Annotated in this window: 13 protein-coding genes; 3 read left to right on the top strand and 10 right to left on the bottom strand. The window is 60.7% G+C overall.

The annotated features are described in order from the left end of the window. Positions 1–19: 19 nt before the first annotated feature. The 10 genes from ACSFA0_RS24780 to ACSFA0_RS24825 all read right to left on the bottom strand — a co-directional run bounded on the left by ACSFA0_RS24780 (position 20) and on the right by ACSFA0_RS24825 (position 9,500). Positions 20–1,267, bottom strand: a complete 1,248-nt coding sequence (locus ACSFA0_RS24780; RefSeq protein WP_435452922.1) for a TrbL/VirB6 family protein — start codon at positions 1,265–1,267, stop codon at positions 20–22. After that, positions 1,267–1,983, bottom strand: a complete 717-nt coding sequence (locus ACSFA0_RS24785) for a type IV secretion system protein (RefSeq protein ID WP_435452923.1) — start codon at positions 1,981–1,983, stop codon at positions 1,267–1,269. The genes ACSFA0_RS24780 and ACSFA0_RS24785 overlap by 1 nt, the downstream gene beginning before the upstream one ends. Then, complete coding sequence (locus tag ACSFA0_RS24790) at positions 1,980–4,379, bottom strand: VirB4 family type IV secretion/conjugal transfer ATPase (RefSeq protein WP_435452924.1); 2,400 nt, start codon at positions 4,377–4,379, stop codon at positions 1,980–1,982. Before ACSFA0_RS24790 ends, ACSFA0_RS24785 begins: the two co-directional genes overlap by 4 nt. Further along, on the bottom strand, positions 4,376–4,696 hold the full coding sequence (locus ACSFA0_RS24795; RefSeq protein ID WP_435452925.1) for a VirB3 family type IV secretion system protein: 321 nt from the start codon (positions 4,694–4,696) through the stop codon (positions 4,376–4,378). Before ACSFA0_RS24795 ends, ACSFA0_RS24790 begins: the two co-directional genes overlap by 4 nt. Before the next feature lies 1 nt (position 4,697). Then, a complete protein-coding gene (locus ACSFA0_RS24800) occupies positions 4,698–5,003 on the bottom strand; it encodes a TrbC/VirB2 family protein (protein WP_435452926.1) in 306 nt (101 codons plus the stop codon). A 276-nt stretch (positions 5,004–5,279) separates the two neighbouring features. After that, positions 5,280–6,650, bottom strand: coding sequence for a sensor histidine kinase (locus ACSFA0_RS24805; protein ID WP_435452927.1), 1,371 nt, complete (start codon positions 6,648–6,650; stop codon positions 5,280–5,282). 4 nt (positions 6,651–6,654) lie between these two features. Next, complete coding sequence (locus tag ACSFA0_RS24810; RefSeq protein ID WP_435452928.1) at positions 6,655–7,299, bottom strand: response regulator transcription factor; 645 nt, start codon at positions 7,297–7,299, stop codon at positions 6,655–6,657. 118 nt (positions 7,300–7,417) lie between these two features. Then, entirely contained in the window at positions 7,418–7,801 is a 384-nt protein-coding gene (locus tag ACSFA0_RS24815; RefSeq protein ID WP_435452929.1) for a hypothetical protein, read from the bottom strand. Between the two features lie 5 nt (positions 7,802–7,806). Next, positions 7,807–8,505 carry a StbB family protein gene (gene stbB / locus ACSFA0_RS24820; protein ID WP_435452930.1) on the bottom strand — a complete coding sequence of 233 codons (699 nt, stop codon included), beginning with the start codon at positions 8,503–8,505 and terminating at the stop codon, positions 7,807–7,809. 29 nt (positions 8,506–8,534) lie between these two features. Then, positions 8,535–9,500, bottom strand: a complete 966-nt coding sequence (locus ACSFA0_RS24825; protein WP_435452931.1) for a hypothetical protein — start codon at positions 9,498–9,500, stop codon at positions 8,535–8,537. Between the two features lie 207 nt (positions 9,501–9,707). Between ACSFA0_RS24825 and ACSFA0_RS24830 the strand changes: the two genes are divergently transcribed. The 3 genes from ACSFA0_RS24830 (at position 9,708) to ACSFA0_RS24840 (ending at position 16,278) form a co-directional block, all read left to right on the top strand. Further along, positions 9,708–10,139 (top strand): plasmid mobilization protein, encoded by a 432-nt coding sequence (locus tag ACSFA0_RS24830; protein ID WP_435452932.1) that lies wholly within the window; start codon positions 9,708–9,710, stop codon positions 10,137–10,139. Further along, positions 10,123–13,122 carry an LPD7 domain-containing protein gene (locus ACSFA0_RS24835; protein WP_435452961.1) on the top strand — a complete coding sequence of 1,000 codons (3,000 nt, stop codon included), beginning with the start codon at positions 10,123–10,125 and terminating at the stop codon, positions 13,120–13,122. The genes ACSFA0_RS24830 and ACSFA0_RS24835 overlap by 17 nt, the downstream gene beginning before the upstream one ends. A 1,143-nt stretch (positions 13,123–14,265) precedes the next feature. Continuing rightward, complete coding sequence (locus tag ACSFA0_RS24840) at positions 14,266–16,278, top strand: DNA topoisomerase 3 (RefSeq protein ID WP_435452933.1); 2,013 nt, start codon at positions 14,266–14,268, stop codon at positions 16,276–16,278. Positions 16,279–16,398 lie beyond the last annotated feature (120 nt).

A 16,398-nucleotide genomic window follows, 5' to 3' on the forward strand; every position in this document is an offset into this window, starting at 1 on the left:
GCTACTCCCTGAAAAAACGTTAAGACGACTGCGCGTTGCTGGGGCTGTGCTGGCGCGCGACCGGCCTCGCTCCCGTGACCGTTCCGACGCCGGCAGTGCTTGCCGGCGACGCGCTCGCGCGACCAATGGAATAGGCGTTACCCACGCCCTGCCCCGACACAGCACGGCCGTCGGCATCGGTGCCCCGACCTCTGACGGCATCCGTGAAGCCCTTCGTCGTGGTTGCAGCCGACTGATATGCGCTGGCTACCTTGGTGCCAAGGGCAGAGCCACTGATGGCCGAGCCGACTTGTCCGACAGCGGCCCCAGCTCGCGATTCAGATGCGCGGCCAACTCCATATGCCGCTGCATTTGCGCCACCGCCTGCGGCGCTTTTCACCATCGATGCAGCTGCCGCAATCGGTGCGGCAGCCATGGCAGGCCCCACCGCCGAAATGCCGATCCCGCCGACGATGTCGCCGGCAATCTGCGGGATTCGTGATGTCAGGACAACGAGGATCACAGCGGCGCCAACTGCGCCGAAGGCAGCAGCGACGAAGTCCAGCGCGCCAGCGCTCGACGAAAGCGCATTGGCGTAACGTTGCAGGATGCTGGTTGCCATCCCCACAACGGCCGAGATGACGACGCCGGTGAACGTGTACTTGAGCACGCCGCCGAGCCATGCGTCAGTGAAGCGAGCAGTCGACTGGAACGCGAAGCAAGCAACGAAGATCGGACCGAGCGCGAAGATCAACGCCAAGGCGAAATCGATGACGATCAGGTTGATCGCGCAGATCACAGCCAGGATCAGCATGGCACCTGCCATGAAGAACCAGCACACCACGCCGACAAGGCCCGAGGTGTCGCCGGACCAGAAGTTGATGTGCTCGCTTGCCCAGGCCCAAGTCGGATCCCACGTGCCGAGTGCAGCGCTAACGGACGCGTCGAGGGCGTCGTAACTCGAAGAACTTCCCACAACGAACAGCGATGTCAGACCGTTGCGAAGTTCTTGGAAGAAGGCGACGACAGTCCCCGCGTAGGCGCCGCCTGCCAGAGCAACGCTGACAACGAGGAAGGAGCGCAAGACCTTCGCGAACGTGTCGAGAAAGTGATTGCTCCCGCCTGCCCCACGCACGATGTTGAAACCGTGCCACATGATGAGGATCGTCGTGCCCGTGAGGATGAGAGCCATCACCATGCCGGTCAGCTGCCCGGCGATGCCCGACCAGGCCTTCGTTGCGTCGAGGATCTGCGACGCCAACGGAGCGATGACGCGAAAGTCGGCCATCAGTTCAACGCGAAGGGGTTGGAGGTGCCACTCGCGCCATTCATCAGGCGCTTGCTGCCTTCCTCCTTCGACTTTTGCTGCGTCAGGGCAAGCTGCTGCTGTTGCTGCTGCATGGCCATGTCCATCAGCGTCTTCTCGTTCTGGAGCAAAGCCATTTCGAGGGTCAGCCGGTTGTTCAAGTCCGCCGAAGCTTTGGCGTCGGACGTATCGATCGACGACATCAGCTCTTTGAGCTGCGACTGCCGCTGCTTCGCCGAATTCATTGACGAGTTCAGGAGCGCGAGGTTCTGCGGGACGGCCATCGCCGACGCTTCACAGCTGCGACGCTGAGCTACATCGGTTGGAAATTTCTGGACACAGTCGAACGTCTTGATCGAGTCGTAGATCGCTTTCGCCGCGCCCGAAGCGCCACCGGCGCCCAGGCTGCGCAGCTTGTCGAACGTCGTGACGAAGTCGCTGGGCAGTTCCTGCCGCAGCATGTTCTGCGCGAGCTGGGCCATGCCCTTCCCGCCCGTCAACGATTCCAGCTGCTGCTTCTGCGTCTGGATCTGCTCGATCATTTGCTTGTACTGGCCTGCCCAGGCCTGCACCTGCTGAATCTGCTGCGTGAGTCCAAGCGCATCCGTGACTGGGATCTGCGCATAGGCGCCGTGAGAAGCGACGACGAGCGACGACGTGAACGCCAGGCGCGCGATCAAAGTGCGAACAGATTTCATGATTCCCCCTTGAGAAATGGTTGAAGCCAGGCGCGCGGCTCGTCACCGAGGCGGCCGCGAAGTTTTTCCAGCCGAAGGACGTTGGCTGTCGTGCCGGAGAGCACTTGAAGTGCATCGTTGAAGCCATTGAGGTCCAATGACGCGAGCGAGAACCGGGTGCCTTGCTTGATGGCGAAGAGGCGCGAGCCTTTCGTCAGCTTCGACACCACTTCGAATTCGGAATCCGTCAACTTGAAGCCGTCGACGTATTCGTTGCGATCTGCCGTCGGGTTAGGCAGAAAGATGAAGGTCGCTGTCTGTTCGATCAGCGTGCGTGCGATGGGGCTCGCCAGCGTGTCCGACGGGCTCTGCGTCATATAGACGCCAAACCCGTTCTGCTTCCGAATCGTCTTCTGCTTGTTCTTCGCGAAGTCCTCGAAGTAGCTGACAGACAGTGCCTTCCAGTACTCGTCCATGAAGAAGGCGAAGCGCCGGCCGTCGATGCGTTGCTCGACCCGGTACATGAGGTACATCATGATTGCCGGGCACGTGCGATCGTCGTCGAGCAGCTCCGTGTAATCGAACCCGAAGCAGCCACCGTCGGTGAACTGCAAGAGGTCGTCGTCGGAGTCCAAGGCCCAGCCCAGCGGGCCCGGCGTGTCGGCCGAGGTACGGCACCACTTGCGCAGCCGCGCAGCCAGGCTGTTTTCCTCCGTGTCCTGCAAGTTCTGCAGCACGGCAGCGAAGCTGCGGTGTTCGCGAGGCAGTTGCGCAACTGCCGTCACTGCCTGGCGGATGTCCGCTTCCTCTTTGGCGGTGTGCTCACGACTGCCGATTGCGGTGCAGAACATGATGAGGTCGCCCCAAAAGAGGAGCGTCTCCGGTGTCGGCTCCATCTTGAAAGGCGCAAAGCCCGTCTGCTTGCCACGCTCCAGCGCGAGGTACTTGCCGCCGATTGCACGAACAAGGATTTCCGCGCCGCGGTCCTTGTCGAACACAACGGTTTCTGTCCCGTACTTGCCGAGGTTCATCAGCAGGAACAGCGCAAGCACCGTCTTGCCGCCGCCTGACTGGCCGATGATCTGCGTGTTGCCCAGCTCGGTCTTGCCGAACGAGTTTTCTTCACGCTCCGTCTGGTGGAAGTTGAAGTAGACCGGCTGGCCCGCTGGCGACTTGAGAATCGTGACGGCCTCGCCCCATGGGTTGCCATCCCGCTTGCCGTTGGCGAAGTTGTGAAGGGCGGACAGTCCGGTGAAGTTGCGTGAGCTGAGCGAGGCAACGCGCGGACGCGAGCCCCAGTTACCCGGGAGCTGCGCCGCATAGGCATGGTCGGGGATCAGGTCTAACGGGACACCGAGAAAGCTCGCGGCTTGCAGCGCATCGATGGCCGCAGCGCGTGCGACCTTCACGCCCTCAACCGAGCTGGCCTTCACCTGGATCGTGTAGTGGTACTCACCGAACGAGAAGTTTCCGCTGCTGACTGCGTCGATGGCGTCGTCCATCTCCACCACTTGCGAACGCGCGTTGTCTTCACCGCTCAGTAGCTGATTGCGTTGACGCTTGAGTGCGTCGACCGCATCGCGGGTGTTCATCGGGGAGAACGACTGCGTTTCCACATACTCGCAAGGCAGGCTCAACATGGTGTTGAGCACGCCGGGCGAAGAGAAATCGGCGTAGTCCTTGATGTCGACGAACGCGCTGAAGACCGAGCCGTGTTCGTCACGCGTCTCGACCATCTCGTTGCCGAAGAAGATCCGCGTGCGCGCGAGATAGCCCGCCAGCGGCACCCGCTTCAGGGGGACCGGCTTCCACACGCCATTCACCAGAAACGCGTACAGAGCCAGTTGATCGCTGAAGGTGACCCGGTCCTCCTCGTAGGCGCCGAGGAGCGTAGGGTGGTATTCGGCCAAGGTGCTTGCGACCTGGCGTGCGACGTTGTCGAGCACATCCAATGCGGCTTCGTTTTCCACCTGGAACTCAGCCACATTGCGCGCCACCTTGCCGGCCACGCCGCGTGACTTTTGCGGGAAGGGCCGATAGATCACGGTGAGGTAGATCTGCGTCGCCATCAGGCCGCCACGCTCCATGCGCTCGTAGTAGCGGCTCATCGTGTCGCGACTGAAATCTTCGCTTGGCACTTCCAGGCCATCTGCGATCTGTCGACGGACCCGATGCACCCAGAACGCGTAACGCCCATTCGACAGGCTTCGAACGAGCTGATTCAGGGCGTCCATCTGGCTCAAGGCCTGCGCTTCGCTCAGACCTTCGAAGGGCAACCCTTCGATGAGCCACGAAGACAGGTAGTCGCCCGCATGCGAAACGACGACCGTTTCGGTCAGCGCATACGACATGGGGATCACGCGAGCGGGCGAATCATCGCGCGCGCTCAGCTGCATGGTGTCGAGAACAGCGCTCACTGGCCGCCCCTTTTCTTGTAGACGGTCGGAGACATGCTGTGCGCGCCCCAGAAGACCTTGTTGCGCCGGAACGGCCGACTCTTGAGGTACAGCAGCATCTGGTTGAGCCGCTGGTCATCCTGGCGCGTGATGTAGCGCAGTACGAACACGCACAGTGCGGCCATGACCATGACCGACAGCGCAGGCACAAGGCCGACGGTGACGAAGGTCCAGGCGGCGACAAGAATGAATGCGCCCATCACCAGAATCAATGGCACGATGGGCACGCCCAGCATCATTGCTGGACGCGTCGCACCTTTGAAAATGCGATCGCCCATTTCAGATGATCATGGCGGCGATAGCGGGCGCCGAGCCGATCAGGAGGCCGCCCCAAAACCAGGCAGCACAGTCCTTCCACTGCGCAGCTTGGTAGGCCATCCGGAAGCCCGTCCACATGATTGCAATCGTGATGCACACGGCTGCCAAGCCGAGAAGGCCGACCTGGACCATGTTGAGGCCCTCCTTGCCCTTATCGAATTGGGCAAACGCCGGCGAGCACGCAACGGCAATCATCGCGAGGACGATTGCGTCACGGTTGAAGGAGGGCCGCTTGAGGCCGATGTTCTTGAACTGACGCGCTTTCATACAAACACTCCTGGTCCGTGGACCGCTTTGGATTCACAACACAAGCCGGGACCGTCGACTGACGATCCCAGCGACCTCTTCGCTTTTTCCCTGAGCCTTGATGCTTGGCTGAGCTGCCCACTTGTCGCTCGGAGTCCTTAAACGCAACCGAAGCGACAACCTAAGTTTAAACCTAGATGGAGTTGAGTTCTAGGGTGTGCGTGGAATTTGTGCGCGCGCAGCTGCGCCCTGCGATGCATTGCGCATCGCTTGCGAATCGAATTTCGGGGAGAGGCTTCAGTGCCCGTCGTTCGACCGGGCGCGCTTTAGATGCAGCCGAAACACAGTGCCGCGCCCTACCCTGCTGCTCACGGTCACGCGGCCGCCAAGAAGGTCGGCGAATCGCTTGACCAGAGCCAGGCCAAGGCCAACGCCCGCCTCCTCGAGTCCAGGTGTGCGACGGATCTGATGGAAGGCCTCGAAGATTCGAGATAGCTGAGATTCCTCGATGCCAGGGCCTTGGTCCCATACCTCAAGTACAACCTCATCGCCCCGCGCGCGCGCAGCGACAAGCACGCGCTTGCTGGTGAACTTCAACGCGTTGGACACCAGGTTTTCCAGCATCCGCTGGAGCATGCTTGGGTCGCTCACCACTTGGAGGCGGGATGTGCGAAACGTCAGGTCGACGCCGCGCATGAGCGCGACGTTCTCGAAATGAAGATCCACTTTCTGCATGAGTTTCTGCAGAGCAATCGTTTCGAGCTTCGGCTCGATATCCATGGCCTCCACTCGTGCGAATTCAAGAACCTTCTTGAAGTAGTCCTCCATGTCTTCGACTTCGGCGGACATCCTTCGCAGCGCCCACTGCGCATCGTCGTTCTCTGGCAAGGAAGAAAGGGTCGAGTACGCCATCAGCTTCATCGCATGGAGGCGCTGCTTGAAGTCGTGGCTAGCGCCAGCGAAGAAGACCGACCGCTCTTTCAATGTGGCTGAGGCTTCTGATCGCAGCGCTTCAAGGCTTGCGTTAGACGACCTCAGCTCGCGGACGATCTGCGATTCTTGTTGGCTACGTGTGATGAGCGGCCTAAGGCGAATTGCCCAGTAGATTGCGATGCCCATCGTCAACGCGACGCAAGCATCGATCGCAGCCATCGACGCCGCTGGCAACAGGTCAACAGAGACGGACTGCCATGACAAGCACGCCCACAAGCCAACGACGTAGAGAGCGACAGGCACGGGCGAGTGCAACCAGGCGATTGCCATCGCGATGCTCATCATGATGAACGCGATGAAGATCACCGCTGCTGTAGTCGTGAACGCCTCGGAGTTCAGAAACAATTGCGCGGTCCAGGCCCAGTGCATGAATGCCATGCCCGAAATGACGTAGGGAACGATACGCCCGATGGGTCCACCGTCGGCGTCCATCGTCCGCACGTAGAGCATGCCCCTAACTACCCATCCCAGGACAGCGACAACAAGCCAGTGCTGCAGCTGGTTCGTCGAAATGGTGCGTTCACCGGCCTCGGCTAGGAACACGCCCACGGTTGCCAGGATGAACGCCAGCTGGTTGATGAGCCAGGCCTTGAAGATGCTGAGCCTCTCCGTGGCTTCATGGCCCCAGGCGGCATGGATGCCACCCAGAGGCTGACTGGCGAAGGGGCTTGGCACGGTGTCAGTGCCAGGCACTGACTGCATCCGCGTTCATGTTGAGCATGCCCAACTCGATTGCGCGGGCGACTGCATGGCTGCGGCTGTTGACGTCAAGCGCGGCCATTACTGCGTTGATGTGATTGTTGACGGTGCCCATCGACAGGTGAAGCCGGCGAGCAATTTCCTTGGAATTGCAGCCTTGCCTCACAAGATCGAGCACTTCGCGTTGGCGCAACGTGATGCGCGGTGCATCCAGCCTAGCCTGCGGATCAACTTCATTCGTCGGGAATGCCCTGCTCCCAACGAAGATCATCGAGAGTGCATCTGCGAATTCGCTCACTTCGATGCCCTTGCCCACGTAGCCGAGGAATCCCATTGACTTGATCTGCGCGACGTAGTCGCTGCGCGTGTTCCCGGTGACGACGCATGTGATGCTGGCCAGGCCTTGCCGCTGAATCTCAGCGGCCACAGAGAGGCCGTGGGCGCCAGGGATGTCGAGGTCAAGAAGGATTCGATGCCAAGCCCGGTCAGGGTCCGCAAATGCTTTGCAGGCATCTTCGGCGTTCGTGAGGATGACCGACTTCAGGAGCGGGTAGCTTGCTCCCAGAAGCCGCTGGGTGGCATCGGCGACAAATGGATGGTCTTCGACGATCAGAACTTCATTCATGACTTTGTCCCAGGAGGGTCCAGCCGCTTCGTTCTTGCATACCGAGTTCCTCGCACTGTCAATTTCGCATGCGAAATTGGCTTGTTCTCTATCCTCGTGCAAATTTCGCATGCGAAATTCAGCGGCTTGACGCCGTCATCACCAGCAACGCTACCAAGAGCACGGTGTTCACGCCGACAAGGGCAATCAACAGCCAGAAATACTTCGTGAACTGGCCCAGGGCGCCTTTCGTCGTGTTCGCTGCCTGGTCATTGGCCTTGAGCGAAGCCGTGCGCTGCGCGCTGACTTCCTTCGTCATGACATTCATCAAGGCATGACCCATGGCCTGGAAATCGTCGAGGGTCGTTTTCGCGGCTGCCTTCACGGCTTCCGCACTCCCCTTGATATCGGCGGTTATCTCTGGGAGCTTCAACTCCAGGGCGTGAACTTCTCCCGCCAAATGCTGAACATCTGCGAGCAGTTCAGCAACCGATGCCGCCATGAACGTTTGTGGTGCGCCCATGTTGCTCAGGCCGGCGAAAACAGCGTTTGGAACGCGGCATCGAGTTCTTTTTCAATGCCCTTCGCCAAGCGGGAAAACACTTGCATGGTAGCCAGATCCCGCTTCGCCTCCTTAGTGCCCGCGGCCGCAATCTCCTTGCGAAAGTCTCGATCTATGGCAGCGACCTCCTGCACAGTGCGCGTGCCGAGATAGGCATAGCCTTCGTTTTCATGGACGACAGCAAACGCGATGCCAGCGACCCGAGCCGCAGACAAAACAGTTTGGAAAACGCTCTCCACCTCATCAGCGTCTTCGACCTGATTTAGAACTAGTTTGATCCGCTCTGGATCGACGCCGAGGGCGATAAGGTCCGCAAGAATCTTGGTCGTGTTGGCTTGCTGCTTCGGCTTGTCGACGGTCGGGACGACAAGGTAATCAAACTCGTCGAAGACGTTGCCCATCGTGCGGGCTTTGGAGAACACCTGTTCGATGTTGCTGCTGCCGATGTCGACGATGACGCTATCGCTAGCCTGGACTTCGATCAAGACGGCGTTGAAGTTCTTGCCTTTGATGTTCGTCGCTTCGTCGCCATCGTTGATCGACTCGACGGACATGATGGGACAGTTGCCCATGCGGGGTTGCAGTAGATGCCGGGCCAACGTTGTCTTGCCGACGTTGCCCGAGTAATTCAGAACCGCAACCTTAAAAGACGCCGTAGCGCTCATAACTCACTCCCATCAGGTAGATGACTGCCCTACCCGTCCCGACCTCCGTTTTCCATGTCACGTTGGTTGAGCCGAGCAAGGGCTCGATCGGCGGTGGCGCCCATGTCATTCCGCTCCAGGTCGCTTGTCTGCTGTCTCAGGAACTCAACAAGTTGGCGACGTTTCTCGTCGCTCATCGGCGCCTTACCTTGGGTTGATTTTACAGATGTCTGTTGAGTTGTCGATAAGGTTGAATTCGACTGATCTGGTGGACGCGGGCTCGCAACGTTCGGCTTGCTCGCTACGGTCGTGAGCGCGTTTTCCTGCTGAGCGGTTTCCGCGGGCGTCGCCCGCACCTGAGCGTCTGTCGGCCCATCGTTGGGCTTCATCCCAACTCCGCCCAATTTCGCATGCGAAATTGACTCTGACATCGAATCTGCATCGGCTGTGGTGCTGACGCTCGCCTCTGCTCCGGAATGCGCAGGCGCACTTGATCCGGCGGGCACATCCGCAGATGCCTCTAATTTCGCATGCGAAATTGGTGGGTTGCTAGCCCCTGCAGGAGCTGCGTCATACCTAGCGGGCGTCGCCCGCGCTTGGCCTAGCCGTTCCTCGCCGGGCGGTTCGGCAGCTTCGCCCCGCTCACTCGACCTATCCAACGCTTCGCTGCCGTCGGCGGCCTTCTGGTCTTGAAGATAGGCCTGCGCCTCAGCTTCCAAGTTCATGTTGTTCGCGATCCAGCGGAAGAACGTCCGCTGGGAACAGCTCACGAGCCCCGCTGATTGCAGGAAACGGAAGGTCAGAAGCTTCGATTGACCCTGCAGATAGAACCGAATGATCGTAGGCCGGACAGCGTCGAGCCCTCCCGTGGGGGAGTGCTCCGCGATGAAGGCTTGCTCCAACGCGATGAGTGGCGACTCGTCTTTTCTTGCCATTTCATTGCCAGCAAAGGATTTCGGTGCATTGTCATTGATTTGCCAGAGTTTGCCAATGCTTGCCACATAGGACCCAATCACCCGCCATCCTTTGCCAGATGCGTGCCAAGTTACGCCCTTTTCGCATGAAAAGTAGCGGTTTATCGAGCGCAAGCTCGATAGGCACGTTGGGTATGTTTACAGACGGCTACGCCTTTGTAAAATACCCGTGCCTAAGGCGCTGCCTTAGAAACCGTTTTGGGGCCGGCTACGCCTCCTCAATTTCGCATGCGAAATTGGCTCAGGGACATGGAACAAACAAACGCACCCGATGCGTCCGCAGACGCAGCACTCGCCGCCGACCTCCCAATTTCGCATGCGAAATTCCCGGCCAAGGCTCGAAAGACCGAAGTCGTCTCGTTCCGGCTGAGCCCGGAAGCGCACGCGAAGCTGATGTCGCGCGCTGCCGAATCCGGCCTCTCCTCTCGAGCATGGATGGAACAAGCCATCCTCGAAAACCGCAGCGAAATCGTCGCCGTCGCCAAGCCGCATTCCGAGCTAAAGCCGCTGGTCTTCCAGGCGAACAAGGCGGGCAACAACCTCAACCAGCTGGCCCATCACTTCAATGCGCTCAACATGCGGGGCAAGCTGTCGGCGTCTCATTGCGAGGAAGCGCTCTACCTCCTGGCCTTGATTCAGGCATCGTTCCGGGAGGCAGTTGCCAATGCTCGTCCGAGTTAACTCCGCCGCCAGCGGCATCAAGGAATACCTGGAGACGGGTCGGAAGAAAGGCCGTGAGTACGACCGTGAGCTGATCGACGAGCGTCTGCCCTTGGCCGGCGACATCGAGCTGATGGACGACGTCATCCAGTCGATCCAGACGCAGCAGGAAGGCGACTCGCGCTACCTGCACATCACGTTGGGATTTTCCGAGCAGTTCACGACAGCCGCTGAGTGCGGCCCCGGACAGATCAATGCGGCACGGCTTCATGAGGTCGTGGACGCCTATCGGCAAGCGTTGATGGCGGCCTACGATCCCAGCGAGTACCTGTTTTACGCGGAAGCTCACATCCCCAAGGTCACTCACGAACTCAACGCCAGCACTGGCGACTATGAGAGTCGTCTGCCCCACGTCCACATCGTCATACCGATGCGCAACCTGGAGTCAGACCGCTATCTAAACCCGCTCGGCCATGGCGAGCAGACGATATGGGCGGCCCAGGCGATTCAAGAGGACATCAATCGACGCTTCGGCCTGAAGAGTCCGCTTGCATCGCGTCGCGACCCGTCGGCACCTCGGCACCCCCTTGGCCGGCATGTGGCCAGCTTTGAAGGACAAAGCCCCAAGCAGATCCGCGCTTACCTGTCCGACCTGATTTCTCAGGGTCAGGTCAATAGCTTCGAGGAGCTGATCGACGCCGCGGGTGCCATCGGGGTCACCACCATTCGGCAGGGCAAAGACGGCGCCTATCTCAACGTCAAGCCGGCCTGGGCCGATCGTGGCATCAACCTCAAGGATCTGGGGCGGGAAGATTTCCAAGCCACTGCCGAGCGCCTGCGTCAGACCCCTGAGGCACCTGAGTTTGAAAAGCTCGCGGCTCAGTGGCAGGAACAGGGTGCGTTTGAGGTCCGATATGCGCATGGTTCGCCGCGCATGCGCGCGGCCTACAAGGCGATGTCGCCAGAGGAACGCGCTGCGTTCCTCAGACAAGCCCATGAGGCCACGCAGGCACGCCTTGCAGCCTACGACGTTCCCGTCGAGCGGCAGCGCGTCGACGCGGCCGGTGAAGCCATCCAGCGGGCCATGAAGCAGATCGAGGAGCAGGGCGTTCCGATCCCGCGCCCAGTCGGCCTGGCCGACCGAATCAAGTCACTTATCAAGGAACTCAAAAATGGAAGACCTGAAAGAGTTTTCAGCGTTGATGGAAACGCTGACCGAGCAAAATCTCCAGATGGCACTGGTGTTCGAGAAGATCCTCGCCGAGATGGAAGCGCCGTCCGACGACGGCCTGGTCAAGACGCTGGAGAAGCTCCTCGCCCCCTTGCTCGACAGCTCGCAGCAGATCAAGGGGCATCTCGGAATCTGAGCGACGCTGAGCTGAAGGGCGCTACCGACCCTCAGTTGGTTCTCGATGCAGCGCGCGAGCGCTTTGGCATCGACCCTGCGGACTACGTCATCGCCGGCGGCAAGGACGGCAAGCCGCGGCTGATCCACGACGGCCGGCAGTACAACCTCGGCGATTTTTTCACCAAGCACCTGCAGAAGCCGTGGGCCGAAGCCCGCGAAATCCTGGTCGACTGCCATGCACGCACGGTCGCCGCCCACACCTCGGACCTCCATGAAGCCACCAACCCCGGAAGAGATCGCCCAGGCGATCGCTCAAGCCAAAGCCTACTCAGCCGCTCAGCAGCGGCTATCGCGCGCGGCCAACAGATTGCTGACGATGCTCAAAAAGTCGCAAGGTACTTCGAGCGCCGAAATCTTGGCGCAGCTCTTGAAGCCACTCTCCGAGGACTTCGCGAAGATCGCCCGGCGAACGAAGCACCTGTGACACCGGCTGAGCGCGTCGACCGTGCGCGCGAGGCCATTGCCCGCGCGACAGCGCGTGAAATCGACCCGGAGACGGTCAAGGCCGTCCTGAGCCGCCGCACGCTGGGCCAGGCGCTGTCGATCGCACTGCACAGCCTGACGCTCGCCAAACCAGAGCGCCGCAAGTCGATCACGGTCATCGAAGCTATCGCTGCATCGCGCAAGCCGGTGCAGCTGGACCCGGATCGCCTGAAGACCGACACCAATCCGGCCATCGTGTTGACCGCCGCCCAGAAGCTGTACGGCATCAACCCGGCCGAATACACCATCGGCACCGGCGCCGACGGGTCGCCGCGCATCGTCCACAAGGACAAGCAGTACAACCTTGGCGATTTCTTCACCAGGCACCTGCAGAGGCCATGGGCCGAGGCCCAGACCGTTCTGCGGGACTGCTATCACGCCAGCATTTCGGATGCGCTGCCGCCACCCGACAAAGCGCTGTGGCGCCAGTTTTCCAAATGGCGCGATGGGCAGTTCGAAAGCGTCGCCGCGCGTCGGTCGGAGGACGGCGCTGCCTTCCGTTCGCGCATCCTCAAAGTCCGCGAGGAATACCAGCTGCGCAAAGCGGAGGCGCAGCCGCTGCCTGGTCGGCAGCGGGCCGCAGCCGTTGCCCGCGCTCGAGCCGATCAGTTCATCGCGCAACAGGTCATCGCGGCCGAGAGGGCGAAGGCGTCTGCCGCAGCCCGCATCCCGCGCCGCAACGCGCACTACCGTGAGTACCTGGTCGGGCTGGCCACCGCCGGCGACACTGCCGCGCTCGCCGAGCTGCGCCGTATGGCGCCGCACCAGCCTGAGCCCGAGGCCAAGATTTCAGGCGGGCATAGCCAGCCGGTTTTTCCTCTGCCGAGCTACAGCGTCGACGCAAAGGGCGCCGTCACGTACAGGGCAGGGGAGAGCGCGATCGTTCGCGACTCAAGCCAGGGCGTCACGGTCCTCAAGGCCGAGAACAGGGCGTATGACGCGGCCATCCGGGTTGCCATCGCCCGCTACGGCCGCACGCTCACACTGAATGGGGATGCTCCCTTCGTCGCCAGCATGTCGGAAGCTGCGCGACGGACTGGCTTGGAGCTGACTCTGCGCGATGCTTCGCGACCGATGGCCTCGCCCATGCGCGTAAATTCCCGGGACCGCTGAGCGCGAGCCGTTTCGCATGCAAAGTTTGCCGTGCGACACCAGCAATCCAGACTTTTTACCAGGCCCGCACCGTCGGCCTTAGCCTGGAACAAGCGTAAACCCCTTCGTATCTGCATCGCACTTTTTGTCAACGGAGTCGGCATACCAGCGATCTGTTCCAGAGGACCAACTCGGCGTGAATCTGATTGCGGTACCTATGATCTTGACGAAGTAGCCGCTGACGTCTCCTCTGCACTCACCGCTAAGGTAGCTCACACTGATTTCACAAGCGCTCGACCTTGAAGGGCCATCCTCATCATCGTCAGCCCTGTAAAGGCGTTTGTCTTGGAGCTCGTAGCTCATGACGACTGTTCTTCCGTATGCGGGGCGATGGGTGTAATCGCCTCTACGTGATGATGTTTTGATAAAAATGTCAGAGCCTTTCGCCTCTGGGTCTCTCCAGGCACGCTCATTCAAAAACGTCTGAACTCTGCTGCAGCTTGGTCCGTCGTTCATGCCCAAGGCGGCGCCTGCGTTAAAAGCAAGGAGGCAACAAATTGCAAGGCGAAGCCTTGCGTTTCGGCACCCAGCCGCGCCATATAGGCCAAGACCTTGCGAGGCGTTACTTGCACGTTTCTGCATAGCACTTCGCGTGATTTTTCTGGATGTTGAGAGTGCACGTGCCTTGTGCCGTTGGTGGGTATCCCCCGCAGATCGAGTAACTTCCTCGGAAACTGGTGTCGCAGGTTCTCATGCACTGGTTGCGCCTTTGCTGGGCTGCCTCTTGCCGCTTCACGCGCTCGCGGTCGGCTTTGTTGAAGTCGGCTCCCCCACCAGCTGCTTGAGCGTGAACCGTAGGCCCGCTAAGTAAGAAAGCCACCACTACTGCAACGGTCCTGACGACACTTGGCATGGGGTTCTCCAACGCGGTGATCGCGCTGGAAAACTTTAATACCAAACTCCTCACCCCGATAGAGCACGCTCCCCAATTTCGCATGCGAAATTAACTACAGGCCTCGTTACATCACCCATGCGCCTCATCCTGCAGCACTAATTCAGTAGCCGTTTCGCATGCGAAACTGCGGCTGATCGGCCTCGATGGTTTAAAGTTAGGTTGTCGTCTAAGTTGTCTACAACCTTGTCCACCATCGTAAGGAGTGCTCTGTGCGCCGCCTCTTCATCGCCGAGAAGCCATCCGTGGCTACCGAGCTTGCCCAGCTGCTGGGCGTTACCCGCCGCGAACGCGGCTTTTTCATCTGTGGCGACGATGTCGTCAGCTCTTGCTTCGGCCACCTCTATGAGATGCCCAAGCCCGAGTATTACGACAAGGCGCTGTCCGAATGGGCCTTCGCCAACATGCCGATCGTTCCCTCGGCATGGGTCGTCCTGCCGAAGGACGATGCTCGTGACCGCATCAAGCTGTTGACGCAGTTCATGCGTGAGGTCGATGTGGTCGTGAATGCCGGCGACCCTGACAACGAAGGGCAGCTCCTTGTCGACGAGGTCATCGAGAAGGCGAAGTTTCGCGGGCAGGTGCTGCGCTTCTGGGCCAGCGCCCAAGACCCGGCCAGTCTCCAAGCCGCCATGGAGAACCTTCGCGACAACCGCGACTTCGCCGGCATGCGCGACTCGGCCCGAGGCCGCGGCCGTGCAGATTGGCTCATTGGCATGAACGCAAGCCGTGCGTTCACGCTGCGCGCTCAGGCGAAGGGCAATCGCGGCGTCGTCCCCGTCGGCCGCGTGATGACACCGACACTCGCGATGGTCGCCGCAGCCGACGAGAAGTTCGCCAACTTCAAGCCGGTGCCGTACCACTTCGTCACTGTCCTGGTCCGCCACGCAGACGGCGAATTCCGCATGCGCTGGCAACCGCGCGAAGACCAGGTCGGGCTGGACGAGGAGGGCCGACTTGTCGACACCGCCGTTGCTGACGAGCTGGTCGCGCGCATCGCAGAGCAGCCGGGCGCGATCACCGAATACAAGTCGGTCCCGAAGACCGAGCGCCAACCCAAAGGGCTGTCGCTCGCCGGCATCGGTTTGCTCGCGTCGGAGATGTTCGGCTACAGCGCAGCCGAAACACTCCAGATCTGCCAGGCTCTGTACGAGACGCACAAGCTCACCAGCTACCCGCGAACCGACTGCGAGTACCTGCCGGAGAACCAGCACGGTGCCGCGCCGGCCATCCTCGACGCGCTGCGCGACAACTTGCCGGCGATCGCACCCTGGATCGACGGCGCTGACGCGTCGATCAAGTCCAAGACCTGGGATGACGCGAAGATCACCGCGCACCACGGGATCATTCCCACGTCCATGCGCGCCGACACGTCGCGCCTGGCCGAGTGGGAGATGAACCTCTATCAGCTCATCGTGCGCCAGTACATCGCCCAGTTCTACCCGGTTCATGCCTACGACGAGAACACGGTTCACGCGAGCGCGATCGGCGAAGCCTTCGCCGCGCGCGGACGGCTCGTCACCGAGCACGGCTGGAAGCAGCTGTTTCAAGCCCCGCTCGATCCAGAAGACGACACGCAGGATCTGCCTGTGATGCAGGGCGATGACCCCGTGCAATTCGGCGAAGCCGTTCGACACGACAAGCGCACCACGGCGCCGAAGCGCTTTACCGAAGGCACCTTGCCCCCGGCCATGGAGAACGTCTTTCGCTACATGGAGGATCCTGAGGACCGCAAGACATTGAAGGATGGCGACGGCATCGGCACGCCGGCCACGCGCGGCGCGATCATCGAAGAACTCAAGCGTCGCGGTTTCCTCACCAACAGCGGGAAATGGCTTGTCAGCACCGAGGCCGGCCGTGCCGTCCTCGCGATGCTGCCGCCCGAGGTCAAGAGCCCTTCGCTCACTGCCCATTTCCAACGCCAGCTGCGCGAGATAGAGCAGGGCGCGCGGAGCATCGAGCAATTCGTCAGTGACCAGGTCGCCTTCGTCTCTGGCCTTGTTGGCCAAGCGCAGGCTGATCTGCCTGTGGTCGAGCGAATTGGTTGCCCCGACCCGGATTGCGCAGGCCAGTTGCGTCGCGTTGCCCGACGCGACAACTCAGGCCATTTCTGGAGCTGCTCGGCCTGGCGTGCCACGGGCTGCAAGGCGAGCGCGAACGACGTCGACGGCCAGCCTGACCTGAGCCAATTTCGCATGCGAAATGCTCAGGCCGCTGCGGGGTGAATGCTAATGGTCTCCTTTAGTCCACCGTTCTGTTTCCATATGTACAAATCTGCACATTCCTACGTAGGACGGGACCGCCTACAGTGCATTCAAGAAACGCGAACTACCTTTTCAACGGCT

Origin of the sequence: Variovorax restrictus (genome assembly GCF_051216715.1) — a bacterium.
Taxonomy (GTDB): domain Bacteria; phylum Pseudomonadota; class Gammaproteobacteria; order Burkholderiales; family Burkholderiaceae_C; genus Variovorax.